At 60.3% G+C, this 25,206-nt stretch carries 19 protein-coding genes and 1 tRNA gene; 5 read left to right on the top strand and 15 right to left on the bottom strand.

Translation table 11 applies throughout. The features are described from left to right. Window positions 1–4 precede the first annotated feature (4 nt). The 3 genes from BW14_RS05680 to BW14_RS05670 all read right to left on the bottom strand — a co-directional run bounded on the left by BW14_RS05680 (window position 5) and on the right by BW14_RS05670 (window position 5,068). Window positions 5–1,546: a DUF5719 family protein gene (locus tag BW14_RS05680; RefSeq protein ID WP_044088540.1), complete on the bottom strand. Its 1,542-nt coding sequence runs from the start codon at window positions 1,544–1,546 to the stop codon at window positions 5–7. Further along, window positions 1,543–4,644 (bottom strand): glycosyltransferase family 2 protein, encoded by a 3,102-nt coding sequence (locus BW14_RS05675; protein ID WP_140462472.1) that lies wholly within the window; start codon window positions 4,642–4,644, stop codon window positions 1,543–1,545. Before BW14_RS05675 ends, BW14_RS05680 begins: the two co-directional genes overlap by 4 nt. A gap of 124 nt (window positions 4,645–4,768) precedes the next feature. After that, window positions 4,769–5,068 (bottom strand): WhiB family transcriptional regulator, encoded by a 300-nt coding sequence (locus tag BW14_RS05670; RefSeq protein WP_044088543.1) that lies wholly within the window; start codon window positions 5,066–5,068, stop codon window positions 4,769–4,771. 280 nt (window positions 5,069–5,348) lie between these two features. On the opposite strand from BW14_RS05670, the gene BW14_RS11925 reads away from it, so the two are divergent. From BW14_RS11925 to BW14_RS05655, 3 genes are all read left to right on the top strand, one after another. Then, complete coding sequence (locus BW14_RS11925; protein ID WP_181162307.1) at window positions 5,349–6,755, top strand: LCP family protein; 1,407 nt, start codon at window positions 5,349–5,351, stop codon at window positions 6,753–6,755. A 311-nt stretch (window positions 6,756–7,066) separates the two neighbouring features. Next, a complete protein-coding gene (locus BW14_RS05660) occupies window positions 7,067–8,830 on the top strand; it encodes an FtsK/SpoIIIE domain-containing protein (protein WP_258186054.1) in 1,764 nt (587 codons plus the stop codon). A 112-nt stretch (window positions 8,831–8,942) separates the two neighbouring features. Beyond that, window positions 8,943–9,221: a WhiB family transcriptional regulator gene (locus BW14_RS05655; protein WP_003835265.1), complete on the top strand. Its 279-nt coding sequence runs from the start codon at window positions 8,943–8,945 to the stop codon at window positions 9,219–9,221. A gap of 100 nt (window positions 9,222–9,321) precedes the next feature. Here BW14_RS05655 and BW14_RS05650 read toward each other — a convergent pair whose 3' ends face one another. Continuing rightward, the gene (locus tag BW14_RS05650; protein WP_140489498.1) at window positions 9,322–10,809 is read right to left on the bottom strand and encodes a sensor histidine kinase; all 1,488 of its coding nucleotides are present in this window, start codon (window positions 10,807–10,809) and stop codon (window positions 9,322–9,324) included. 148 nt (window positions 10,810–10,957) lie between these two features. Between BW14_RS05650 and BW14_RS05645 the strand changes: the two genes are divergently transcribed. Continuing rightward, complete coding sequence (locus BW14_RS05645; protein ID WP_044088707.1) at window positions 10,958–11,872, top strand: hemolysin III family protein; 915 nt, start codon at window positions 10,958–10,960, stop codon at window positions 11,870–11,872. 282 nt (window positions 11,873–12,154) lie between these two features. On the opposite strand, the gene BW14_RS05640 is transcribed toward BW14_RS05645, so the two are convergent. The 4 genes from BW14_RS05640 to BW14_RS05625 form a co-directional block, all read right to left on the bottom strand. Continuing rightward, window positions 12,155–12,634, bottom strand: coding sequence for a transcription elongation factor GreA (locus BW14_RS05640; RefSeq protein ID WP_044088546.1), 480 nt, complete (start codon window positions 12,632–12,634; stop codon window positions 12,155–12,157). 95 nt (window positions 12,635–12,729) lie between these two features. Continuing rightward, window positions 12,730–13,137 carry an FKBP-type peptidyl-prolyl cis-trans isomerase gene (locus BW14_RS05635; RefSeq protein WP_044088547.1) on the bottom strand — a complete coding sequence of 136 codons (408 nt, stop codon included), beginning with the start codon at window positions 13,135–13,137 and terminating at the stop codon, window positions 12,730–12,732. A gap of 171 nt (window positions 13,138–13,308) precedes the next feature. Then, the gene (locus BW14_RS05630; RefSeq protein WP_140489496.1) at window positions 13,309–14,769 is read right to left on the bottom strand and encodes an L-serine ammonia-lyase; all 1,461 of its coding nucleotides are present in this window, start codon (window positions 14,767–14,769) and stop codon (window positions 13,309–13,311) included. A 127-nt stretch (window positions 14,770–14,896) separates the two neighbouring features. Next, complete coding sequence (locus BW14_RS05625; RefSeq protein ID WP_140489494.1) at window positions 14,897–15,490, bottom strand: cadmium transporter; 594 nt, start codon at window positions 15,488–15,490, stop codon at window positions 14,897–14,899. 178 nt (window positions 15,491–15,668) lie between these two features. Between BW14_RS05625 and BW14_RS05620 the strand changes: the two genes are divergently transcribed. Continuing rightward, a tRNA-Leu gene (locus BW14_RS05620) sits at window positions 15,669–15,748 on the top strand. A gap of 102 nt (window positions 15,749–15,850) precedes the next feature. On the opposite strand, the gene BW14_RS05615 is transcribed toward BW14_RS05620, so the two are convergent. The 7 genes from BW14_RS05615 to pth all read right to left on the bottom strand — a co-directional run bounded on the left by BW14_RS05615 (window position 15,851) and on the right by pth (window position 25,073). Next, window positions 15,851–16,855 carry a Ppx/GppA phosphatase family protein gene (locus BW14_RS05615; protein WP_140489492.1) on the bottom strand — a complete coding sequence of 335 codons (1,005 nt, stop codon included), beginning with the start codon at window positions 16,853–16,855 and terminating at the stop codon, window positions 15,851–15,853. Window positions 16,856–16,897: 42 nt separating this feature from the next. After that, entirely contained in the window at window positions 16,898–17,464 is a 567-nt protein-coding gene (locus tag BW14_RS05610; RefSeq protein ID WP_140489490.1) for a DUF501 domain-containing protein, read from the bottom strand. Further along, a complete protein-coding gene (locus BW14_RS05605; RefSeq protein WP_140489488.1) occupies window positions 17,461–18,078 on the bottom strand; it encodes a septum formation initiator family protein in 618 nt (205 codons plus the stop codon). The genes BW14_RS05610 and BW14_RS05605 overlap by 4 nt, the downstream gene beginning before the upstream one ends. Window positions 18,079–18,168: 90 nt before the next feature. After that, window positions 18,169–19,467 (bottom strand): phosphopyruvate hydratase, encoded by a 1,299-nt coding sequence (eno, locus tag BW14_RS05600; RefSeq protein ID WP_044088553.1) that lies wholly within the window; start codon window positions 19,465–19,467, stop codon window positions 18,169–18,171. A gap of 303 nt (window positions 19,468–19,770) precedes the next feature. Next, window positions 19,771–20,700, bottom strand: a complete 930-nt coding sequence (locus BW14_RS05595; RefSeq protein WP_140489486.1) for an aldo/keto reductase — start codon at window positions 20,698–20,700, stop codon at window positions 19,771–19,773. A 169-nt stretch (window positions 20,701–20,869) separates the two neighbouring features. Then, entirely contained in the window at window positions 20,870–24,457 is a 3,588-nt protein-coding gene (gene mfd, locus BW14_RS05590) for a transcription-repair coupling factor (protein ID WP_181162311.1), read from the bottom strand. A gap of 16 nt (window positions 24,458–24,473) precedes the next feature. Continuing rightward, window positions 24,474–25,073, bottom strand: a complete 600-nt coding sequence (gene pth, locus BW14_RS05585; protein ID WP_044088556.1) for an aminoacyl-tRNA hydrolase — start codon at window positions 25,071–25,073, stop codon at window positions 24,474–24,476. Window positions 25,074–25,206 lie beyond the last annotated feature (133 nt).

Here is a 25,206-nt window from a genome sequence, read left to right as displayed (position 1 = left end):
ATGATCACCGGACGATGCCCGCGTTGCTGTGCGCCCAGACATGGGCGGTCATCGGCATCAACGACACGGATTCCACCGACGAGATGCCTGCAATCTTCCCGTCACCGAGTTCGTCACGGGTAAGACGAGCGTTCCACGCCACCTTGTGCGAATCGTCGGTCATCATGAAAATCGTGGCCGAGGAGCCATCCTTGTTGAAATCCTTGGCTGCAATGCGTTCTGCGGAATTCGCGCCGATGGTGATGTCCTTGCTGTCCAACGCGTCGCCATCGGCGTTGTACGCATGCACAGTTACCGTCTGTTCGAGGTTCGAGGTGTTCGCCACCGTCAATGTCGCGGTCACCCCATCAGGCACGACGACACCGGAACGGCGTACAGGAGCGGCGGCGTTCACCAGCGCGAAATCCGTCTGCTGTCCGTCGCCGGCGCGGACAGTCTTGATGCTCATCGCCAACTTGTCTTCCGCAGTGGACATCACACCCAGCGCCCCATCAGGAGCCTTCCCCAAATCCACGACACTCACCTGCCCATCAGTCAGGGTCGCCTTTTCTGCCTGTACCAGACCATGCGAGGTGATCCAAGACAGTTCGGTGGCAGTATCCGCATGGGTGTACAGGTAGGCGGTCACCTCATCCCCCGCTTCCACCGAAGGTGATACGGAGGCATTCGACATGCCTGACAGCGGCAATGCGAAATCGGAACCTTTCGACGTCAACCCATCCATGGTGACGGTTCGCACCACAGCGGCGATGGGGGTCTCCTTGCTGGATACCGTGACATACAGACCATCCTGGTCGGAAACCGCGGCGGACAGATCCAGCGAGGCCTCGCCTCCCGCCGGCACCGATAGCGCGGATTGCGTGGACAACGCCAGCTTCCCTGATTGGTGAGAACCCCAGATCGCCAGATCCACCGATGTCGGCTTCGTGGAGGGATTGGCGACGATGAGCTGCTGCGTGGTTCCTGTCATACTGCCGGTCAACAGGAACGACTGGCTCAGTGATGTAGGTATGCATGACGCGGCGGACACGCCTTTGAGATCGCCATCATCCGCCCAGGATGCAATGGTACCTGTGCTTCCCGTTCCTTCGGCAGCCTGCAGCATGCGGGTATCCATAAGAGCAGAATCCGTCACCTGCTGTGCGCCGGTCTTCACATCGGCGTCATCGGTGAGATCACGGTCTTTCAGCGTCACATCACTTGTGCTGGCGCTTCCCCCGAATGCGGACACCATCGAGGTGTACACGGAGCCGAACGCGGCGTACCTTGCCTGGGTGCTCAGATTGCCGACCGAGGATTGGAACGCGCTGTCGCCGTAGGTACCCGTGTCGGCCAAGCCCATGGGAGCGGGGCAATAGAGTTCGGATTGAGTGGGACTCACTGATTGGTCTATGGCGTCGTCGGTGGCGGCGACCGTATCCGTCCAGGATTGCGGGCCGGGAATCACGAACAGTGCCGTCAATGCCGCCACGAGCAGAATGGTGGTGATGACGCCGAGCACGATATTGGTGACGTGTCTTGCGCCCGAAGTGATGCGTCTGCTCATGCTGCTTCCTCCTCCAATCCGGACGACAGTTTCCTCCTCGGAACAGCGACCAGGCAATAGATGACCATAATCACACCGAGACAAATGAGCCACGCATGGCGCCAGACGCTTTGCTGCGTTCGTCTTTGCCAGGATGTATCCACGTTCTGCGTGTCGGTGTTCTGCAGAGTCAGACGATAATAGCTGCCCTGTTCCGTGGCGACCAATGACTGGGTGCCATTGGATGCGGCGATGTTGGCGCTCAGTTGCTCATAGGGGGAACCTGCCGTTTCCGCCTGTCCGTTGGCAGCCACGTAGATGCCGCCAAAACCGAGGTCGCTGATCGTCTGGATGGCCTGGGCATCAGGATTGGCAAGCAATGACGCACCCGCTTGGGCGAGTTTCGTGTCGATGTCATCGTGGGAGCCGTCAAGCAACCGGACTCGGGTGATCGGCGAACTGTCGATAAGATCACCCCTCGAGGTACGCATCACCGAATAATCGATGGAGTTACGGGTCGGCGCGCTGATGGCCAGTACACGATGGTCGGCACCGGATGCCAGATAATCGACGGTCACCATGGGAAGGCCCGATCGGGACATCTCAAGCCCCTCATCACTATGGCGTTCGAAGCCATACCAACATTGAATCACCACACACGCAGCAAGCACCACAGCGAGTACGAGACGCCCGGCCACCACATATCGTCCAACACGGCCGGCATCGTATCGCGCATCAAGATGCTCGGCGGAGACATGCAACGGATGGAACCGTTTCACGGCGCCGCCCGCGACCAGGCAGGCGCATGAGAGGAAGCCCATGATCATCAGTATGATACCAGGCTCGGCAGAGCCCGCCACTACGCCATCGGCATCCACCGCGATGGCGATGCGGCTGGACACCATGGCCAGCGCGGCACCGCAGACGACGAGCACCCACATCAGGCGGGATGTCCGCAAGGCGAACGGCAGCACCAGTGCGATGACGGCCAACAGCGTGACGACGATGAACAGAGCGGCCAACGCGATATCAGCCGGTTTCCCGGACATGGGGTCCCACCCCAGCGCACGCTGCGTCGAAGAGAACAGACTCAGTGCGGCGGGCGATCCATTCGCCTCAGTGGTCGGCAGCATGATGTCGCCGAACACCTGACGCCACGCACCTTCGTGCGCATATCGAATCGAATTGACCAGAGTCGGGGCGACGGCGAAGGCCGCAGGCACCGGAATGAGCAGCAGAGCCAGACGTTTGCGCTTGACGAACAGCAGGAACGCGACGAATGCGACTACCAACGCCAGCAACAATTGCGGTTCCGCAGCGATGACCGGCACAAAGCACAACGACGAGATGGCGGCCGCCTGCACGGACGTGCGAGGCTTCAGCGGATCCTCGGTATGGTACATGCCCACCGCGCGGAACACGAAGGCGAACGCCGCAGGCAAAAACACCAGAACCGTGAGCATCGGCAGATTCGCTTGCGCATACCATCCGAACATCACGCCGGTTGAGGCCCACAGCAATCCGCCCAGAACACGAACCACATCGGACCGGGTGAAAATGCCGGCCAACGCCCAGAACGACAGTGCGCTCAACGGCGCCGCGGTGAACAGTATGACCGACAGGGCCGCAGCCACATGGCCGGCGGTCACGACCGAAACCGCCATCAACACCAACAGCCACGGCGTGGGAGGCGCAGGAACACCCGATCCCGAACCGAACACCCACGGCGTCGTGGCGGACTGGACCAGCTGACGGAAGCTGGCGCCAGTGGGCAGCAGCCGATTCGAAGCCAACGAGCCGTCCGAGAACACCTGTCTGAATACCGGCCAATACGCCACCATGACAGTCAGGAAACACACCAGGGCCATGCCTGCAGCAGCAGCCCACCGTTGAGCCAGACGCATCCGCAGATGCGCGCGTTCCAATGGGCTGAGCAGCACCATGTTCTTCTGGGCCTCAAAGGCGTCACGGCGGTCGTGAAACTGCTTGATCTGCCTGCGATCGGCCTGGAGGACGCGCAGCGAGGCCATGGACACGCTGCTCTGCCGGGAGACCAGCCTCCGGGAACGGACCGCTCCCGGAATGGCGGTCAACGCGAGCCACGGCAGGCACAGCTGGACTAAAGCCTCATACGGCTTCTTGCGGAACAGCATGGCGATGGCCATACCGAAACCGCATATCAGGCGCCACAGCCACAACACGATCCACAACGACATGCCGACATCGGTATACAGATAACGTTGCTGCGTACGCGCCACTCCCATGACAGGGCCGCGGGTACGCGCATGTTCCAATGGTTCGCCTCCGCGCGTACGGATACCCTCGAACCGTGCACGACGATGCGCGATCTCCGCTTGCGGCACAACGACCACGCGCCCGCCGCCCAGACAAATACGACGGCAGAAATCAATCGATTCGCCGTACGTGGTGTGCCACGGGTTGATGCCGAACCGTTTGTATTCGTCAAAAGACACCAGAGCACCGGCCAGGGATACCGCGAACACATCCCGCCGGCCATCATATTGCTCCTGATCGGGTTCGCCATCCACCACCAGGGAATGCACGGCATGCGAGCCGGCATACATACCGACGTCATGCAGGTGCCCGCCTTCCCAATCGCACTGCTTGCATCCCAGGATGCTCGCCCCGGGCGTGTTTCGCCAGGCTTCCAGCAGATGCTCCAGGCATACGGCGTCCGACGGACGTGAATCATCATGGAGCAGCCATAAGGCGCGCGTCGAAACATCCAGTTCCGCGGCTTTGACGGCTTTGCTCACCGCATCGCCGAAGGAACGGGCCCCATTGGCCTTCACAATCTGGATGCTCACCTGTTTCGCCTGCGGCACTTCGAGCACAGGGCCCGAAGGCGATGGAATCACCTCAAACGAGGTCTTCAACGACTGGCCAGTGCGTCCGGTGGCATCCGCGATAACAATGACGCCAGGCAATACGCTCTGAATCAGCAGCGAATGAAGAGTCGCCTCAAGAAACCGCGTGTCATCCTCCACCGTGACCACGGCCGCCACCCCGGCATCCACATCCTGTCGATGCGTGTATGGTCGCGCAGCCATGGCATTGGCCAATGCATTATGGATATCGTCATTCGCTGTTGGACTCATAAACCCCCAGTGTACGCAACAACCTTGAAAGGGACGTGTGCACACACGTCCCTACACGCGTTCGGCATGTGCCTCATGTTTCCCGCATGGCCCATGTGGCACATGGCGTGAACCATATATACGCCTACGCCTGCTCCCTATGCTCTTTTTTGTACCGTCGGCGTTCGCGCTCGCTCATACCACCCCAGATGCCGAACCGCTCATCATGCTCGATGGCCCACTTCAGGCACTGCTCGCGCACCTCACATTTGGCGCATACGCGCTTGGCATCACGCGTGGAACCGCCTTTTTCCGGAAAGAACGCCTCAGGATCGGTCTGCGCGCACAACGCTTTGTGCTGCCAAGAGACATCACCATCGGGTCGGAAAAGTCCCCACAGATTCTGCATCGGCTCATCGGAGGAATCGTCGATCACACCCCACATGCGATCCTCCCTGCCCCTGATGTTTTCATACGCCTAAATTACACACATGATACTTGAATTTTGTCAAATTCCATCTCGTGTCAATACCTTTGTTCACCCAATGATGTGCTATAAGAACATGAGCCCATGGCGAACGAATATGCATCACATCATTCGTCCGCCACCGTCAGATGTGCCATGTATGTGCCGTTACTGGGGAGGAACAGCATCCCCCCGCCGCCATAGGCATAAGCTGTGCCAAAGTGTCAACAGACACGTGACAATATCAGGAGGATTATGCATGACGCAGGAATCAGGTGAAGCGGAGCAGCACGTCAATCCGCCAAGCTTCGCCCCTCCCGCGGGTCGCCGAACCAGACCGTCAGGCCAGATTCCCAGCTCCTCCACATCATCGCAGTCGCCGCTACCGCAATATCACCTGCAGCGTCCCATATCCGTCCCGGCATCGTTTGCGCCTTCGGCACCGAGACGATCCGGTTCGGCAGGCGGTCCGTCAGGTCCTGCCGCAGTACCGCCCAGCTTCTCCCCCGATACCGGAAGACGGCAGTCATCGGGATCTGTCTCCCGGACGGCGGACCCGCGCAACAGCGCCCCGACGCGCGCGCGTCGCTCCTCCGGCTCATCCCAGAACGCAGCCCAATCGGCATCGCCAGCGTTGTCCGCGAACAGCCGCCCCCGGTCCGATTCGCAACAGCGGTTCGCGGCAATCACGCGCCCCTCGGCAGCATCCGCAGTCGTACGTCCTCCGACGAAGCGACATCGTGCCGGGCGCATCGCACTCTATGCAGTCGTCATCATCCTGTCGGCTCTGGCATTGGGCGTATTCGGCGCATGGCATTGGGTGGATGGCCGCCTGAACAAAACGGACTATCTGACCAATCACGCCGACACCCCTGCCTCGACATGGCTGATACTGGGCTCCGACGAACGTGATGGCTCAAGCGATGTCACCGGATATCGAACCGATACGATTCTGGTGCTCACCAAACCCAAGAGCGGTCCCAGTTCACTGATTTCCATTCCGCGTGACTCCCTGATGCAAGTGGACGACCAGTACATGAAGATCAACGCCGTCTCGCAGCTGCTGGGACGCACGACACTGGTCGCACAGGTCGAAGACATCACCGGGCAGAAGATCGACCATGTGGCGCAAATCAAATTCGGAGGACTGCAGCAGGTGGTGGACGCCCTCGGCGGCATTGACCTGTGCTACGACCAAGACGTGCAGGACCCGGATTCAGGGCTCAACTGGCAAGCCGGGTGTCATCATGCCGACGGCGGTGTGGCATTGGCGTTCTCACGCATGCGATATGCGGACGCCAACGGCGATTTCGGCCGCAATGCACGGCAGCGTCAGGTGATCGCAGCCATCATCAAGAAAGCCTCCAGCGGAGCGACCCTGTCCAATCCAAAGACCGTGATGGCCGTTGCCGAAGCGGGCCTCAGCGCGTTGACCGTCGATGAACAGGCCTCGCCGTTGAGCCTGATCGACATGGCGCTCGCTTTCAAGGACTCGACCGGATCGCACGGCATTTCCGGCAGTGTGTATTGGACCGACCCCGATTATTACGTGGACGGCATCGGATCATCGGTGCTACTGGACGATGAGAAGAACACCGCCTTGTTCTCGGAGCTGGCTGCCGGCACGCATGCCACCGGCGTGGTCGGCACGCTTGCCGAAGGCTGAGACGGGACGGATTCGGGCCCCATCGGTGCCATTCGCCAGCGCCATTCATCAGCGCTCCCTCTTCCCCTCATGCTGTAGACCCGTGCGGGCACGCCCATGCAGTCATTGTGGATAACTCCGCAAGCTAGAACCACATAACCCGTTTCGGCTTGCGGATATGCCCAGACGTCCTTCACGCTGGATGCATGGCACGCACCACATCACATTACGGCCCATCAGCGCATATGGGCCATGTCCGCAACCGGCCGCGACGCCGCACACGCACCGTCCGGCGAATGGCCAAGGCGCGGCCTTATATCATGGTCTGCGCCATGACGGCACCCCTAGCGGCACAGCTCATGATGGTCATCATCATGATGGTCCAAGGGCAATGGATGTATGCGCTCATGATTCTTCCCGGAGCATTCGGCTGCCTGGCATCATTGCTGATCGCCTCGCCTTCATTCCGTCAGCATGTCGACACCGCCACGGATTCCCCACCCATGATTGGCCCCGGGACGCACCTTCCCACAGAAGGGTCCGACACACGCATCCCAGCCAAGCCTCAAGCCACCCCCGTCATCCCCGTATTCCCCGACATCGACTGCATCGCTCTGGAGCAACTGCTCGATCTCGGGACGTCGCCTTGGCGGACCATGGTGCATCGCTGGCTCGCATCCGCTCAGTGGAATGTGCCGATAGGCACAACGACAGGAGACGAACCGTATCATCTGGATCTGTGTCGGTCCGGACCGCACGCCCTTGTCGCGGGAACCACCGGTTCAGGCAAATCGGTGTTGTTGCAGAGCTGGTGTCTTGCGCTGGCCGCCCACAACGGACCGGACCGGCTGAACTTCGTATTCCTTGATTTCAAAGGCGGTTCCGCATTCAGGGATCTCGAGCAGCTCCCGCACAGCGTGGGCAGCGTCTGCGACCTGAATTTACCCCATGCGGCACGGGCGTTGCGCGCCCTCGAAGCCGAACTGACACGACGGGAAAGGCTCACAGCCGAGTATCGCACCTCGCATATCGATGATGTACCGCACCCTCCTCCTCGACTGATGGTGGTTATCGACGAATTTCACGCACTGAAGGACCAGTTGCCGGATTACATCAATCGACTGGTGCGCATCGCCTCCCTGGGGCGTTCATTGGGCATGCATCTCATCGCATGCACGCAGAATCCCCTTGGTCAGGTCAGCACGGACATGAAAGCGAATATGGCGGTGAACATATGCCTTCGTGTCCGTGATGACATGCAATCTTCGGAACTGCTGGGAGACGGCCGCGCCGCCCGCATCAGTCCGACGATGCCGGGCGCGGCCTACTGCAATGATTCCGAGCGGGTGACCGCCCTGCGATGCTCGCCTGCGAACAGCCTCACACGGATCCGTCGGCAGATTCTGCTGGCCGCACGGTTCATGGGCATGGACCGGGCACCGGCACTGTTCTCCGCTCCCCTGCCGTCGCGCATTTCGCCGAACCGACCATCCGCATCCAAATCCGACCAGGAACATGTCTGGTTCGGCATCCAAGATGACGGCATATCGTTGAGCGATGCCCTCGTAGCGCTGAATCGCGGCAATATCGGCATCATCGGAGGGCACGGGAGGGGCAAGAGCACCCTGCTCGACGTCCTTGCCGTCCAATGCCAAGCCATTGACGGCATCATGGTACGCATCAGCCGATGCGAACATGGCGTCTGGAGCACACGCGCCATACGCCATGCCGGCGTCATCAGTCATGCCCTTGCCGACGCTCCTGCGCCTGAGCCGCCTCGGATGATATGGCTGGTCGACGATTCCGATGCCCTGTTCGACCCGTTCCTCGCCGAAGAGCAGGCCCTGCGATTCCGGCAGGCATTGGCGGACCCGAACATCACCGTACTGTTCACGGCGTCATCCATGCGTCACATCCGGATACCTGAGCACTGCTCCATCAGAATCGTGTTCCCCAGCGGCGAAAAGACCAACGATATGATGGCCGGCATCCCGTCCCCATTGCTCGCGACCATGACTCAACGCGATATCGACACGCCCGGCAGAGCGGTGCTCATCACGGGATCCTCGGCACGGCTTGTACAGTGCTCATCGTGAAATAGTCGGTATTTTCTGGGTGAAACCTCTTGAAAATCAACACGGTTCGTGGTTACCTAGTATGAAGTCAAGGAACAACAATCAGCCACGTGGCTTTTAAGGGAGGCAAGCAATGAGCAGCGCTTTTGATTGGCGAGCCAAGGCCGCATGTCGCGATAAGGATCCGGAACTGTTCTTCCCGGTGGGCAACACCGGCGCAGCATATCAGCAGATCGAAGAGGCTAAGGCCGTATGCCGCACCTGCAAGGTGATTGACGCGTGTCTGAAGTGCGCATTGGACACCAATCAGGACTACGGCGTATGGGGCGGCTTGAGCGAGGATGAGCGCCGGGCTCTGAAGCGTCGCGCCATGCGCGCCCGCCGTTCGCAGGCCATGCAGATGCAGATCTGATTTTCTCTTTCGCGCAATGTCAGGAAAACCCTCCCCGCCGGGAGGGTTTTCCTGTATCGGAGGTGTCATCGTCTCCGGACACCATGCAGGACGTCATTCATCATTCATCCTGCGCGGCGCGCAGCTTCATATTGAGCACCACGCGAGTGCCGCCTTCACGGCGGGGCTCCCAATGCACGGATCCGCCGAAATCATTGGTCACGAATGTATTGATGATCTGAGTACCCAGGCCGGAGCCGGAAGACCGCGCCATGCCGCCTTGTTCCTCGGAGCCCAGACCGGTGCCGTCATCCTCGACCACCACGTTGAGGTTGGGGCCGGAACGTCCCACCGAAATGGTGATGGTGCCTTCCTTGCGCCCCTCGAACCCATGCTCCACGGAATTCGTGATGAGCTCCGTCAGCACCAGGGAGAGCGGCGTGGCGTCCTGGGCCGGCATCATGCCGAATTTACCCACAAAGTTGACATTGATCACCTGATCCTTCATGGTGGCCAGGTCCACGGCCATATGCAGCAAGTTGGAGATCACCTTGTCAAAGTCCACGATCTCGTCGGCGGTTTGGCTCAATCCCTCGTGCACCATAGCAATGGTCTGTACGCGGCGCTGCGCCTCCTGAAGCTCCTTCTTCACCTCTTCGGACTTGGTCTTGCGCGCCTGCAACCTCAGCAACGCCGATACCGCCTGCAGATTGTTCTTGACACGGTGATGGATTTCGGAGATGGTGGCGTTCTTGGTCTGCAGCTCCTTCTCACGACGACGCAGCTCAGTGACATCGCGGCACAGGATGATGGCGCCGACCCTGCCATTGTTGTCGTACAGCGGCAATGACCGCATGGATACCGCCGACCTGTTCGCATTGAGTTCGGAATCGACCGCGGCCTTGCCTGACAGCACCAATGGCAGTGTCTCCGGCACCGGATCGTTCTCTCTGAGCAGCTGGGTACCCAATTCGCTGAGATACTGGCCAGGCATGGTGCTGAGCAAGCCCAGTCTTCTGAAGCAGCTGATGGCGTTGGGGGAAGCATAGCGCACCACACCGTCGAAGGTCAGGATGATGAAACCGTCGGCGACCCGGGCGATATGGCGCTGACTCATCACCGAATCCTGATAGGGGAACTGTCCGCGTGGAATCATCTCATAGAGCTGTTTGCCGGCGTTGATGCTTTCGGATTCATACCGTCCGTTGGATTCACGCGTGGCCATATTGGTCTCCCGCACCACCAGGCCCAACGTCTTGCCGTTGCGGCGTACCGGCGCATACACGTTGCATACCGTTGCCTTGCCGACGGACCGAAGCACGGTGGAGCGGAACACCACGTTCGACTGCATGGCGGCGTCGAGCTCACCGGTCATATCGTCGGGCATGACGTCACCGACCACATCCTCACCGCGTAATGTCATCACCGTCGAGGGGCGGCATTGCTCGGCGACCACATATTTGCCGTCACCGTTCTGGACCAGCAGCAGCAGGTCCGCGAAACTCAGATCGGCGACCACCTGCCAGTCAGCCACGAGGTGATGCAGCCATTCGCGGTCGTCGTCATCGAAATCCGGTCGTGTCGCAAGAATATGTGAAAAATCAGCCATGCACACCATCATACGCAATGGCCGCGCATCGCGCCCATCCCGTCGTCGCGCATGTTCCGCGGGTTGGTATTGACAATCCAATAACTTACGTTAACGTAGGTTACGGTAACGTAAGGCTTAGATGGTCATCGACTATGATGGGGGCACTATGGCACTGGAACACGATGACACCTCAGACACGCGGCGACTTGACTCCACCATCGAGCACAAGCGCGCCGCAGCCATCAAGGCGCGCGAACAGGCCCTGCAGGCCAAGGCCGACGCCGTACGAGCCAAAGCTCAGTTCAAGGCGGAGTCCATCCGCGCCAAAGCCGAGGAAAAAGCCCGCAGAAAGCTCGCCAAGGCCGAGAACCGCGCCCTGAAAATCGAGGGCATCGCCCCCGCTGAAGTGGAACGCAAAATCAGATTGGACGTGCATGGCCGCCCCAAGCCTGCGATGCGCGGATGGATTCACGCGGTGGCCGCTCCCCTGTCTCTGGCTGCCGGCATCGTGCTCATCTGCCTGGCACAAGGTGCCGGACTCAAATGGGCTTGCGCCGTATTCATGACCGCATCGCTCGTCCTGTTCACCAATTCCGCCTGCTATCATCTGGGAGACTGGACCCCGCGGGTGACCGATGTGCTGCGCCGCATCGACCATGTCAATATCTTCCTGCTCATCGCCGGCACCTATACGCCGGTCTCCTTCGCCCTGCAACCATTCTGGCGTAATTTCATCATCATTTCGATGTGGGCATGTACCTTGGTGGCGCTGATCATCCACGTGATCTGGATCAACGCACCACGATGGCTGTATACGGTGGTGTACATCGTCTTCGGCATCTATGGTCTGGCATTCATGGCACTGTTCTGGAAATCGCCGCATGCGGGCCCTGCAGTGGTGGTCCTGCTGTGCGCAGGCGGCGCCTGCTACATCCTGGGCGCCATCGTGTACGCGCTGCGCAAGCCCGATCCGTGGCCTCGGGTCTTCGGGTTCCATGAAATCTTCCACTGCGGTACCGTGGCGGGGTACGCCTGCCATATGGTGGCAATTTATATGGTGATCGTGTCGCTCTGGAGCTGATCGCGAATCGAACCTACGTCACCGTTGACGTGTTGCTCCGTATCGTCTCCATAGCGAGAGCCTCCCACAACGAGAACCACCCACAACAGGGGTCTTGACGGGAACCGCCATCGCAAGCGCACATAGCACATAGCACATAGCACATATGGCAAGCCCCTCCATCCCACATGGGAGGAGGGGCTGATGCGCGGTGTTACGCCACTGTGTCGCGCCATTTGACGTCACACACCGTCTGTCTGTGATGTTACGCGGTGCGGCACAGAAGCGGCTGAAACACGTGCGTCAGGCAAGCGGCTTGGACGCCTTGACCACCACGGACAGCTCACGGCCGTTCGGAGCGGTGTAGGTCACCGTGTCACCGACCTTGGCACCCTCGATGGCCTTGCCGATCGGGGAATCCGGAGTCATGATGTCGTAGTCGGTACCGGAGACGATGTCTCGCGTGCCGAGCACATAGGTCATCTCATTGCCATTGAGCTCGATGGTCACCACGGAACCGTTGCCCACGGTGCCTTCCGGGGCGTTCTCGATGATCTTGGAGTCGCGCAGCTTGACGGTGAGCTCGGTGATGCGCCCCTCGTTCTTGCTCTGCGCCTCGCGCGCAGCCTGATAGCCGCCGTTTTCGGAAAGGTCGCCTTCGGCACGCGCCACGGCGATCTTATGGGCGATCTCCTCGCGCAGCTCGCCTTCACGGTGGGCGAGCTCCTCCTTCATCTTGTCATATGCTTCCTGCGTCAGCAGGTAGACCTTGTCTTCAGCCATGTTGTCCTCCTGAACTCTAACGAAATACTGGTTGAATTGACGCTTTGAATAGCAAAACGCCGGCTATGACACCGGCGTTCCGTTGCGCTGAAAGGTCAGCGAGTGGAAATGATGTCAATGACAAACACCAGGGTGTCATCACCGCCAATGCCTGCCTGCGGGACGCCACGGGAACCATAGCCGTACTCCGGCGGAATGGAAACCACGAGACGGGAGCCCACGTTATGTCCCGGAACGGTCTGGTCCCAACCCTTGATGACCTGTCCCACGCCAATGCCGAAGCTGGCAGGCTGATGACGGTCGAAGCTGGAATCGAACGGCGTGTCCTTGCCCCACACCACTCCGTGGTAGTTCACGGTGACCGTGTCACCACGACGCACCATCGGGCCATCACCTTCAGTCAGCTCAATGGCCTTGAGCCCCTTCGGCGCCTCAGGCGTCGGGAACTCGATCACAGGCGTGGAGCCGAATTCGGCATTCACCTTGGGCATCTGCTCTGCCATACGTCCTCCTTGTCAGACACAATGCGCACTAGAATAGCACCACCCGGGCATTGGCGGAAGTCTGTTCTCCGGTTGCGATATATGAGATTACCGTACATGTTTCCGACTCCCCTCTGCCCACATTGACCGGCCGGCTCCCTCACCGAGGGAGACGGAGAGCGGAAACAGCCATCAGCATTCGACGACGTTGACGGCGAGGCCTCCTTTGGAGGTCTCCTTGTATTTGGCCATCATATCCTCGCCGGTCTGTTTCATGGTCGCAATCGCCTGATCAAGCGTGACGATATGGGAACCATCCCCCAGCATGGCCATGCGCACCGCATTGATGGCGGTATTGGCCGCCATCGCATTGCGTTCGATGCACGGGATCTGCACCAATCCGCCCACCGGATCGCAAGTCAGTCCAAGATTGTGCTCGATGCCGATCTCCGCCGCATTCTCCACTTGCTCGGGGGTCCCGCCCATCACCGCCGCCAAACCTGCCGCAGCCATCGAACACGCAGAACCGACCTCGCCCTGACATCCGACCTCGGCACCCGAAATCGAGGCGTTGCGCTTAAAAAGATACCCGATCGCACCGGCTGTCAACAGGAAGGTAACCACTCCCTGCTCACTGGCGTCATCGACGAAATGCCAGTAATAATGCAGTACCGCAGGAATGATGCCTGCCGAACCGTTGGTGGGGGCGGTGACGATACGGCCTCCCCCGGCGTTCTCCTCGGACACTGCCAAGGCGAACAGATCCACCCACGCCGCATCCGATGATTCCAAGACAGCATCCCTGCGCCGCCGATCATTGCGCAACACGTCGGAGTTGGATGCGAGGCGCCGGTACATCTTCGGTGCGCGCCTGGGCACATCGAGGCCTCCCGGCAACGTCGGTTCAGTGCAGCTGCATCCATTGTTGACACATTCGCGCATCACCCGCCAGATATTGTCGATGATCGAACGCACCTGCACGGCCGAGCGGCTGGCCGTCTCGTTTTTCCAAACCAGTTCGGCGATGCTCATATGGTGTTCGTGGCATAACGCGACCAGCTCGGCACATGATGCGAACGGATAAGGAGTCTCAGGGCCGAAATCGGTGGATGACGACTCATCATCGTCAGCGAAGGAAGTCCCCTCAGGCGGCCGGTCATGGATGCCGATCACAGCGTCATCAGGCGAGCCTTGACGGATGAAACCGCCACCGATGGAATACCACACCTGTTCATCGACCAATGAGCCCGCGGCATCGAACGCCTGGAAACGCATGCCATTGGGATGCGCAGCCATACGCTTCCACTGTTCGAACACCACATCCCGGTCGTACTCGAAATGAATACGCACAACGCCAGCAAGATTCAACGTATCGTCCAGCGCACATGTCTGACGGATATGCAGCATATATCGCGTATCCACCGTGGAGGGAAGATTGCCTTCCAGACCGGCCATCACGGCGCGGTCGGTGCCATGCCCCAAGCCGGTCAACGCCAGGGAGCCGTACAGCGTGGTCTTGACCCGTGCGGTGCGGGCGAGGAGATCGTTGTCTTCGAGGAACGTGGCAAACGCATGGGCTGCAGCCATTGGGCCGACGGTATGCGACGATGAAGGACCCACACCGACGGTGAACATATCAAGTACGCTGAACATGACCGCTCCTTACGCAGACCACTACAGTACTGATTCACCTTACACGCCATGTCCCTGGCTCACCTCCGCCTGCGGCACAGATGTCAGGCGGATCAATGTCGCCGTCTTACTGCGACTGTGCCGGGCACTATGCCGCAGCGGCAATCTGACCGAACAGCATCACCGCCACAATGATCCCGAGTACGGCAAGCACTATCTGCACGACGCACAGGACAATGACCGCTGTTCTTCTCACCGCCAGCTTGGGGGCGTACCACTTGGCAATGAGCATGGCGATGAATCCGAGCACGGCATAGTTGAAGGTCAGAGCGATCATATCGGCATTGGCAAGCACCACGCCGTTGACTGCCTGATCAAGCGAATTCATCGTGGAACCCATCACGAACAGGCCCCAGATGGCATATCCAATCAATCCCACCACGGCGTAGGCCCATGGTTTGAATGGCTCGCGCATATGCGTGGTGAATGCTTCGGCGCACCAGAGCAAGGCGAATCCGACGATATAGGTGAATACAACGGCGATCAGCACGCTCACCGCCATCCAGGGCACCAAGGCCACAATCGGCGCACCCGTCTTGGGATCGGCCGTCATGCCGATATAGAGGCCCGAGCAGGCGATGGCGCCAATGGTCAGCACCGTACCTACGATGACGGCCTGGACGAACATGGTGGGCAGTGCGCCCTGCTCGACGCGATCGACTGCGGTCCAACGTGAAACCATATGGCTGCCTCGTTTCATTCATTCTGCCAACACAACGTCACACAGCCTAACGAGCATTTGTTTCAGGAAAACGCCCTGAACATCATCAGGCGCCATGCGAATAACCTTGCCGACTCCCTCGTCAGGCAGATATACGTCACAACATGACGTACAATGGTACGGTTGGCTTTCAGCCAGCGCCTCCATGGCGAAATCGGTATACGCAGTCGACTTAAAATCGATCGCTTCGGCTTGCGGGTTCGAGTCCCGCTGGAGGCACCTTAGTCCTGTGAATCATCCCGCTGAGAGTATCTCTCAACCGTGTCTTGACAGCTTCTTCGGCTCCCTCAACAGGGGGCTGAAGGAGCTATCCGCCGGAATTCAGCGCTGGGCGAGCAGGCGGCGTCCATAGTCAAGGACTATGCCGTCCAGCAGACCGTGCTCGCTGGCCACGTATGAATCGATCGGCGTACCGTGATCGCGTCGCGCGGCTTCGCTGATGCGCGCTAGTACACGGTTCCACACCACTGCACCGCCGCCGACCACATCGATACGCCCGGGATGGATGGTTTTGTATTCACGACGCTCGGCGCGGCTCATCCTCAGGAACCGGTCGTCCACTGCGTACGCCTCCTCGAGCCCCAGACGGTATCCATCGACCACGGTATGGTCGTATTCCTTCAATCCGATCGCCAAAGCGGTCATCGTGGTCACCGTGCCGGACACGCCGATGATCGTACGTGCCTTGCCTGCATCCACATGCCGGAATGCCTCATCGATGTGCTCGTCGATGTCGGCCACGGCCTGAGCGATCTCCTCTTCAGTGGGTGGGTCCGTGTGCAGATGACGTTCGGTCATGCGCACGGAACCGATATTCATCGAGAACGCGCCCTGCACTTGGGTGGTCGGCTTGGTGACGCCATCACCGCCGATGACCAACTCGGTGGATCCACCGCCCAAATCCACGACCACATAGGGCGCTTCAAGATCGTCACGGTTCACCACGGAGGTTGCGCCCAGGAAACTCAAGTCGGCTTCTTCGGTGCCCGGAATCACTTCGGGCCGTACACCGAGAATGCGCTCGATGCCATCCTCGAATTCCTCACGGTTCTCGGCATCACGCGTGGCGGAAGTGGCCACGAAGCGCAAGCCGTCGATGGGATGCTCGGCGAGCACGTCGGCGAATTCCCTGGCCGCAGCATACGCACGTTCCAAAGCCTCATCGGCGAAACGATGCGTCTTGTCCACATCCTGGCCAAGACGGATGACACGAAGTATTCGCGGTACCACTTCATGCATGCCGTCCGCATCGACACGCGCCACTTTCAGGCGGATGGAATTGGTGCCGCAATCGATGCCCGCGACGGTAACGGATTTCTCACTCATGTCCTTCTCCTTGCCAATCAGCGTCTGCAAATACCGATTCCGCTAGTCTTCCACTGCGCAGCGGCAGACCGTGGGGCTGAACTCGTCTTCTATGCGCGAAAGCACCATATCCCCTATGGGATTGGTACCGGATCCCATCACCAAGGACTGCGCCAGCAATGCGTGCAGGCATTTGACGCGTACAGGCATGCCCCCGGCAGACGTACCCTCGATATGCTCCTCGCTGTCCCCCAGCCGTACCGCCAACTCGTGGCGGAATGCCAGATACAGCTGATGCGCTGTTTCATAGGAAGCCCTGAGCTGCTCATCGGCGGCAAGCATCTCGTTATACTGCTGCATCACACCGGCCGCCTCCACATGGGATGCCGCCTTGACCGCCTCCGGGCTGGTGAGATAGCAGGTTGTGGGGAATGGGATGCCGCCGGGCAGCACCGGGCGTGTAATCACGGCAAGGGGCCGACCGCATACGCAACGTGCGCCCACGGCGACCATGCCTCGCGGGTAGCGCCCGAGCTGACGTTGCACCACAGCGATATCCTCTTCGGCGGCCGGCTGGGACAGTACGTTGTCGACCAAGGTCTTGGCTGTGGATGTGATGTCGATGGTCACTGCTGGGTTCCCTCCCCTGTGGTGTTCTGATCATTGGTGGCGTCGGATGATGAAGACGCAGATGAATTGCCGTCGGTGCCCTGCTCCTGATTCGCATCATCCGAGTCTGACGAGTCGGCGGAACCAGATGTCTGTCCGGTGGACTGTTCGCTGACCGGTTCATCGGCCTTCTTGAACGAGTACGCAAGCTCGCTGTACCAGGGAAGCACCTTTTTTGAGGTTGTCTGACTGCCGTCGCTTTGGTCCGATGGCGTTTCGTCACCGGTCACCGCTTCCGGATGCAGCACGCGGACGGCCTGTTCATCCGGGAATACAAAGCCGAGACGCTCTCGTGCCTGCGCGGTCACATAGGCCTTGTCATCCCAACGCTTGATATTGTTTTCAAGCTCCTGCTTCTTGGCGACGAGTGAGGCTTCCTCACGCTTCAGACTGTTGAGCTCGGCAAGGTTCAAGGCGTACGTGTGGAAAGTGGACACCAATTGGATGGCGCCAAGGGCAATGATGAACAGGGAGACGAAGAACGCAATAGGTCCCGTTGCATTGCTTTTCTTGGCTTTAGCCTTGTTTTTGCCTTTGGCTTTGCCGTTGTCGGTGGCACGGGACGTCTTGTTCATATTCCAAGAAAATACCCGCCGCATTCGACTTGGCGAATGCGACGGGTATCAAGCTTCAGCTGAATGTCACGCCTTCACAGGCGTTTCGATTCACTTGGCCAGGTACTTCTTGCAGGCCTTGAAGGCGCTGTAGCCGGCGTACTGAGCGGTGGAGCCGAGCTCCTCCTCGATCTCGAGCAGGCGGTTGTACTTGGCAACGCGCTCGCCACGGGCCGGGGCACCGGTCTTGATCTGACGGGTGTTCTTGGCGACGGCCAGATCGGAGATGGTGGTGTCCGGGGTCTCGCCGGAACGGTGGGAGACCATGGAGGTGAAGCCGTTGGCGGTGGCCAGCTCGATGGCGTCGAGGGTCTCGGTGACGGAACCGATCTGGTTCAGCTTGACCAGCAGGGAGTTGGCGGCACCCATGTCGATGCCCTTCTGCAGGCGCTTCGGGTTGGTGACCAGGAGGTCGTCGCCGACGAACTGCAGACGGTCGCCGAGCTTCGCGGTAATCTTGGCCCAGTCTTCCCAGCCCTCTTCCTGGTACGGATCCTCGATGGAGACGATCGGGTACTCGTCGATGAGCTGCTCGTAGAAGTTGAGCATGTACTCGGCGTCACGCTCGCCACCCTCGAAGTGGTACAGGCCGGTCTCCTTGTTGTAGAACTCGGAGGAGGCCACGTCGAGGCAGATGCCGATCTGCTTGCCGGGCTCGTAGCCGGCGGCGGAGATGGCGTCCACGATGTAGTTCAGGGAGTCCTTGTTGGACTTCAGCTTCGGGGCGAAGCCGCCCTCGTCGCCGAGGCCAGTGTTCAGGCCTTCCTTCTTCAGGACGTTCTTCAGGGTGTGGTAGACCTCGACGCCGGCGCGCAGAGCCTCGTGGAAGGTGTCGAAGCCGTACGGGGAAATCATGTACTCCTGGATGTCGGTGGCGAAGTCAGCGTGGGCGCCACCGTTCATGATGTTCATGTTCGGGACCGGCAGGATGTGGCCGTTGGTGCCGCCGATGTAGCGGTACAGCGGCAGGCCTGCGGACTCGGCGGAGGCGTACAGGGCAGCCAGGGAGACGCCCAGGATGGCGTTGGCGCCCAGACGGCCCTTGTTCGGGGTGCCGTCGAGCTCGATCATCAGGTCATCGAGAGCGCGCTGGTCGGAGGCATCCATACCGATGACCTTCGGAGCAATCTCCTCGTTGACGGCCTTGACGGCGTTCAGAACGCCCTTGCCGCCGTAGACGGACTTGTCGCCATCGCGACGCTCCCAAGCCTCAGCCTCACCGGTGGAAGCACCGGACGGAACCAGGCCGCGGCCCTCAGCGCCGTCTTCGGTGTCGAGGACGACCTCGACGGTCGGGTTGCCACGGGAATCGAGAATCTGGCGCGCGTACACGCTTTCAATTGCTGCCACAACTACTCCTTAAAACGGTTGTGTATCTAATGACAGTCCTAAGACTAGTGCGATTTGTGGACGTTGTGAACGACACGCCCAAAAATGGTGTGAGCGCTCACATTCCTGACGGAACGCTAATGAAACACTGACGGAATCCTTGCACAACTGACGGTGAATCACGGATGACGACAAGGATGCCACTCATCATCATCATCCCTCCCTCATCCGCGGATATCGCCGGGAGACAAGGCTCCACTGGGAGCAGGACGGCTCCACGAAATCAGCGTGCGCAGCGCCGGCATCCTCACAGTGCCCGTAACGTCACAGTTCCGGAGTCTCCTCGTCGAGATAGGCGAGCTCGTCCGCACTCAGCTTCAGCGCCACGGCCTGGAACGAATCCTCGATCTCCTGCGGATTCCTTGCGGAAGGAATGGTGAACAGGCCGTCGTATCGAGACAGCTCCCAGGCAAGCGTGACGCGCTGATATGAGCATTGATGCCGTTGCGCCACTTCGCGGAACCTGTCGAACAGGCACCGGTCGAATGGATCGAGGAATCCGCCAAGCGGCGACCAGCACACGAACGCGAGTCCCAAACGCTTGCAGACCTCCATCGTATGATCGGGGTCGCGATGCACTGGGGAGAATTGGTTCTGCACCGCCACGAGGCTGTCTCCCAGAATGGTCCTGGCCAGTTCGATCTCTTCGACCCCGATGCGGGAGATGCCGACGGTTTTGGCCACCCCCTCGTCCACCAGCTGCTTCAGGGCTTCCATCTGCTCGACATATGGCACTTGAGGATCGTTGCAATGCGAATACAGCAGGTCAAGCGTCTCGACGCCGAGTCTGCGGGCTGATTCCTTGGCGTTGGCGATCATCGTTTCAGGCCGTGCGTCAGCTTGCCAGCCATACTTGCCATCGTTGTCCAACGTGCGCAGCCAGCCGGTTTTGGTGGCCACCAGCACGTCTTCCCGTGGCCCTTTCCACGTGGCGAGCGCATCTCGCACCAGATACTCGCCGTACCCCATGTCCTCCGGCTCCCCGGTGCCCGGCTTGCTGGGAAGGTAGTAGGACCATGCGGTATCGAGATAGCGCACACCTGCGTCCAGCCCGGCATGGATCGTCTCGATGGCTTGCTCCCGGCTTTCCGGACGGCCTTCGATGGCGAGCGCCATCGTACCCATGCCGAGACGTGGAATGGTATGGCCGGCAAGGGTGCCGATATTGGTCGGATTCAGGGATTCATCTCTCATAGCCGTCACTTAATCCTTGGGGTTGGACAGAGCAGAGTGCATCGCTCCGCAGGGTTCGGCATGGAGCTCGTCGTATCCCTTGAGTGAGGAGTAGCTCCATGTCTTGGCGAAAGACCCGGACGATTCCGGACATGCGCGCCATCCGGCGCATTGTCGTCCACCGCGCGGCTCAGTGTTGATGCCCCGGTCTCCAAGCCAGATCGTCAAGGAGCTGGTTCGCCCATAGCACGATCTGGTCGGAGGTCATGGGTTTCTGGCCAAGCGACCCGTTGAACGGCGCCGGAACCAGTAGCTGATGGGTGACTGGACGGTACTGGGTGCCCTTGTAGATCCTGGCCATGCGCATCTGGACGGATTCTGGCGGATCTATGCGGCCGATGCGCACACGGTTCGATTGCGCGAGGATCTCCGAGATACCGAGCTTGCGGGCCTTGAACTTGAGGCGGGCCACGTCGAACAGCGTCTCGAATTCCAGCGGCGGCTTGCCGTAACGGTCGGTGAGCTCCTCCTGCAGGTCCTTGAGATCGGCTTCGTTCCGCGCGGAGGCAAGCTTGCGGTAGGCTTCGAGCCGAAGCTTGTCCGAATCGATGTACTCCACCGGGATGGAGGCCTCGATGGGCAGGTCGACGGATACCGCGATCGGCTCGACGGTCTCCTCGGGTTCCTTGTATTTCTCGACGGCTTCGGAGACCATGCGCACGTAGAGGTCGAAGCCGACGCCTTCGATATGTCCGGACTGCTCGTCTCCCAGCAGGTTGCCGGTGCCGCGCAATTCCAGATCCTTCATGGCCACGTCGAAGCCGGAGCCAAGCGCCGTGTTCTGCGCGATGGTGGCGAGCCTGTCATGCGACTGTTCGGTCATCGGCTTCGATGGGTCATACAGGAAGTATGCGTAGGCGCGTTCGCGGCCGCGGCCGACTCGTCCTCGCAGCTGATGGAGTTGGGAGAGGCCGAACCGGTCGGCGTGGTCCACGATCAGCGTGTTGGCATTGGAGATATCAAGGCCGGTTTCGATGATGGTGGTGCATACCAATACGTCGATGTCCCGGTGCCAGAAGTCGCGGATGATCTGATCGAGCTGCTTCTCTCCCATCTTGCCGTGCGCGATGCCCACACGGGCTTCGGGCACAAGCGTATGGATCTTATCCGCGATGTGGGAGATGTCCTGCACGCGGTTGTGCACATAGAACACCTGGCCGCCGCGCAGCAGCTCACGGCGTACGGCGGCGGTGATCTGCGCGTCCTCATAGGCGCCCACATAGGTGAGCACGGGAAGACGGTCCTCGGGTGGGGTGGCGAGCGTGGACATCTCGCGGATGCCGGTGACCGCCATCTCCAGCGTGCGTGGGATAGGAGTCGCGGACAGCGAGAGCACATCCACATTGGTGCGGAGGGCCTTCAGTGTCTCCTTGTGCTCCACGCCGAAGCGCTGCTCCTCGTCGATGATGACGAGTCCCAGGTCCTTGAACCTGATTTTCGGGTTCAACAGCTTATGGGTACCGATGACCACGTCCACCGAGCCTGCCGCGAGCCCCTCGATGGTGGCATTGGTCTCCTTCGTGGTCTGGAACCGGCTCATGGCGGCGACATCGACCGGAAAACCTTCGAAGCGTTCGGTGAAGGTCTCGTAATGCTGCTGCACGAGCAATGTGGTGGGTACGAGCACCGCCACCTGCTTGCCGTCCTGTACGGCCTTGAAGGCGGCGCGTACGGCGATTTCGGTTTTGCCGAAGCCCACGTCGCCGCATATCAGCCGGTCCATGGGGATCGGTTTCTCCATGTCGGCCTTGACCTCGTCGATGGTGGTGAGCTGGTCGGCGGTCTCCTGATATGGGAACGCGTCCTCCAGTTCCTTCTGCCACGGGGTGTCAGGGCTGAATGCGAATCCCTTGGCGCGCTGACGTGCCGAATACAGCTTGATCAGATCGTCAGCGATCTCATGGACGTGCTTCCTGGCCTTGGCCTTGGTCGCCGCCCAGTCGGAGCCGCCGAGCTTGTTGAGCTTCGGCGTTTCCGCGCCGATGTATTTGCTGACCTGATCGAGCTGGTCGGTGGGGATGAACAGTTTGTCGGCCGGGGCGCCTCGTTTGGATGGCGCGTACTCGATGACCAGGTATTCGCGCGTGGTCTTGTTCGCCCCGGTGCCAATCGTGCGTTGACGCATTTCGACGAACCGTCCGATGCCGTGTTGCTCGTGAACCACGTAATCGCCTTTTTTGAGCTCCACGAGGTCGATGGCCTTGCGCCGGCGTTTCGGCGTCTTGGCCACGGCCACGGCCGACGTGCGACCGGTCAGGTCACGTTCGGTCAGCAGTGCGACCTTGGCGGCACTATCCACGAAACCGTCGATGGCTTGCGACCGGATGGTGTCGAATGAGGCGACGCCCGTGGTATTGATCGCGCGTTTGAGTCTGGCCAAGGTGCCTGCGGCGGCAGCCGTGATCGTCACCTGGAAGCCGGCGTCGATCAGTCCTTCGATGCCACGTGCCGCTTTGGATTCGTCGCCGCGGAACTCGGCCGGGTTCTGCGCATCGAGCTGCACATGGCCCGAAAGTGTGGCGTCCACGCCAAAACTGGTCAGACGAATCACGTCATGTTCGGAATACTCCAGCGAACTGATGGTCTCCGCATAGTCAAGGAAGCTTGCCTCGTCGAAGCTGATGGGCGCACCGGCGCCGTGGCCGGCGGCCGCCACGTGCCAGCTGGCGGCAAGGAATTCGTTGGCGGTCTTGGCGAGGTCTTCAGCGGATCGGCGCAGCTTCTCCGGGTCGCTCAGCACGACCACCGCATGCTTGGGTATCATGGAGGCAACTGGCTCCAGATGATCCACCAAAGCCGGCATCAGGGATTCCATGCCTTCCACGGGAATGGCGTTTGCGATGGATTCCAGCATGTCCTCGGCGTTGGGAATCGAACCGATCAGCGCCTTGGCCCGCGCCCGCACGTCATCGGTCAGCTGCAGCTCACGGCATGCCGTGGCCCAGATGGTGTGCATGCCGTTGCCATACGTGCGCTGGTCGGAGGCATGGAACTCCTTGATGGAGTCGATTTCGTCGCCGAAGAACTCGATACGCACCGGATGCGGTGCGGTGGGCGGGAACACGTCGAGAATGCCACCGCGCACGGCGAATTCACCGCGGTCCATTACCAGCTCGACGCGCGTGTAGGCGTTCTCAATCAATCGTCTGGCGGCCTCATCGAGGGCGAGTTCCTCTCCCACGGTGAACACGAGGGGCTCCACATCGCCCAGACCGGTGACCACCGGCTGTATCAGCGAGCGAATCGGCATCACCAGAATGCGGATCGGACCGAACATCGGGTTGCCGGCATCAGGATGCTTGAGTCTGCGGAATACGGCCATGCGGCTGGCCACGGTATCGGCGCGCGGGCTCAGACGTTCATGTGGCAGCGTCTCCCAGGCTTCCAACTGTGCAATGTCATTCGGGTCACCGTCATACCAGGAGCGCAAAGCCCCCACGGTCTCCTCGGCCTCTCGTCCGGAGGCCACGACCATGACCACCGGCTTGCCTGGGTTGCCGCGTACGCCCTGTGCGATGGCCGCGACCAACGCCGGTCGCAGTCCTTCCGGCATTCCGGCCAATACGGACGGGTCCGCGGCAGCCGCATCGGGGTCGATCTCGCCTGCGGCGAGGGCGAGGAAATTCGGGTCCCGATTCAGCTCGTCCAGCAATCCGACAAGGGATCCATCAACGGGCTGCCCGTTGGACGCAGCGGCTGCGGAGGATGCGGAGGGCATGGGCGATTTCGCGGCGTCAGCGGCCATTGAACTGCTCCTGTGTCTTGGCGAGCCCCTTGAAGATGATGTCTTCGGCGGCGTCGGCGCCATCCGCAAGGAATTCAGGCAGCTGCTTGCGCTGATCGGGACCGAATCCTCCGAGCACCCAGTTCACGGTGTTGTCGTGCGCGTTGGGGCCTCGCTTTGCGTGGCCGACGCCCATGCGTACGCGGGCGTATTTCGGCGTGCCGAGCGAACGGTCTATGGATTTGATGCCGTTATGTCCGCCTGCGGAGCCGCCCGCCTTGACTTTGATGCGGCCAAATTCAAGATCCATGTCGTCGTGGACCACCACGATATGATCCGGTTCGATCTGGTAGTAGGCGGCGATGGAGGCCACGGCGTTGCCCGACTCGTTCATGAATGTCAAGGGCTTGGCCAGGAAGAACTTGACGGTGCGTCCGTCGAGGTTCATCGTGCTTTTGCCCAGCATGGCCAAGCCCTTGTGGTCTGCGAAGTTCACCGACCATCGTTCGGCGAGCACATCCGCCACCATGAAGCCCATGTTGTGACGGGTGCCTTCATACTTCTTGCCGGGATTGCCCAGTCCTGCAATCAGCCAAAAATCCGATGCCATGTCGCTCCTCGCTGCTCCTCACGCACTTCCGTTGCCGTACCCGGCGTCACGCAATCGGCATGTGACGGGGCGGCAAATCAACCTTCAGAATTGTACTCGGCCCACCTCGACTTCACCACGGCACTTCGCCGCG

Origin of the sequence: Bifidobacterium sp. UTBIF-68 (genome assembly GCF_006408855.1) — a bacterium.
Classification (GTDB): domain Bacteria; phylum Actinomycetota; class Actinomycetes; order Actinomycetales; family Bifidobacteriaceae; genus Bifidobacterium; species Bifidobacterium reuteri.
The sequence above is the reverse complement of the archived record's forward strand: the minus strand, read 5'-3'. Positions and strand labels throughout refer to the sequence as shown.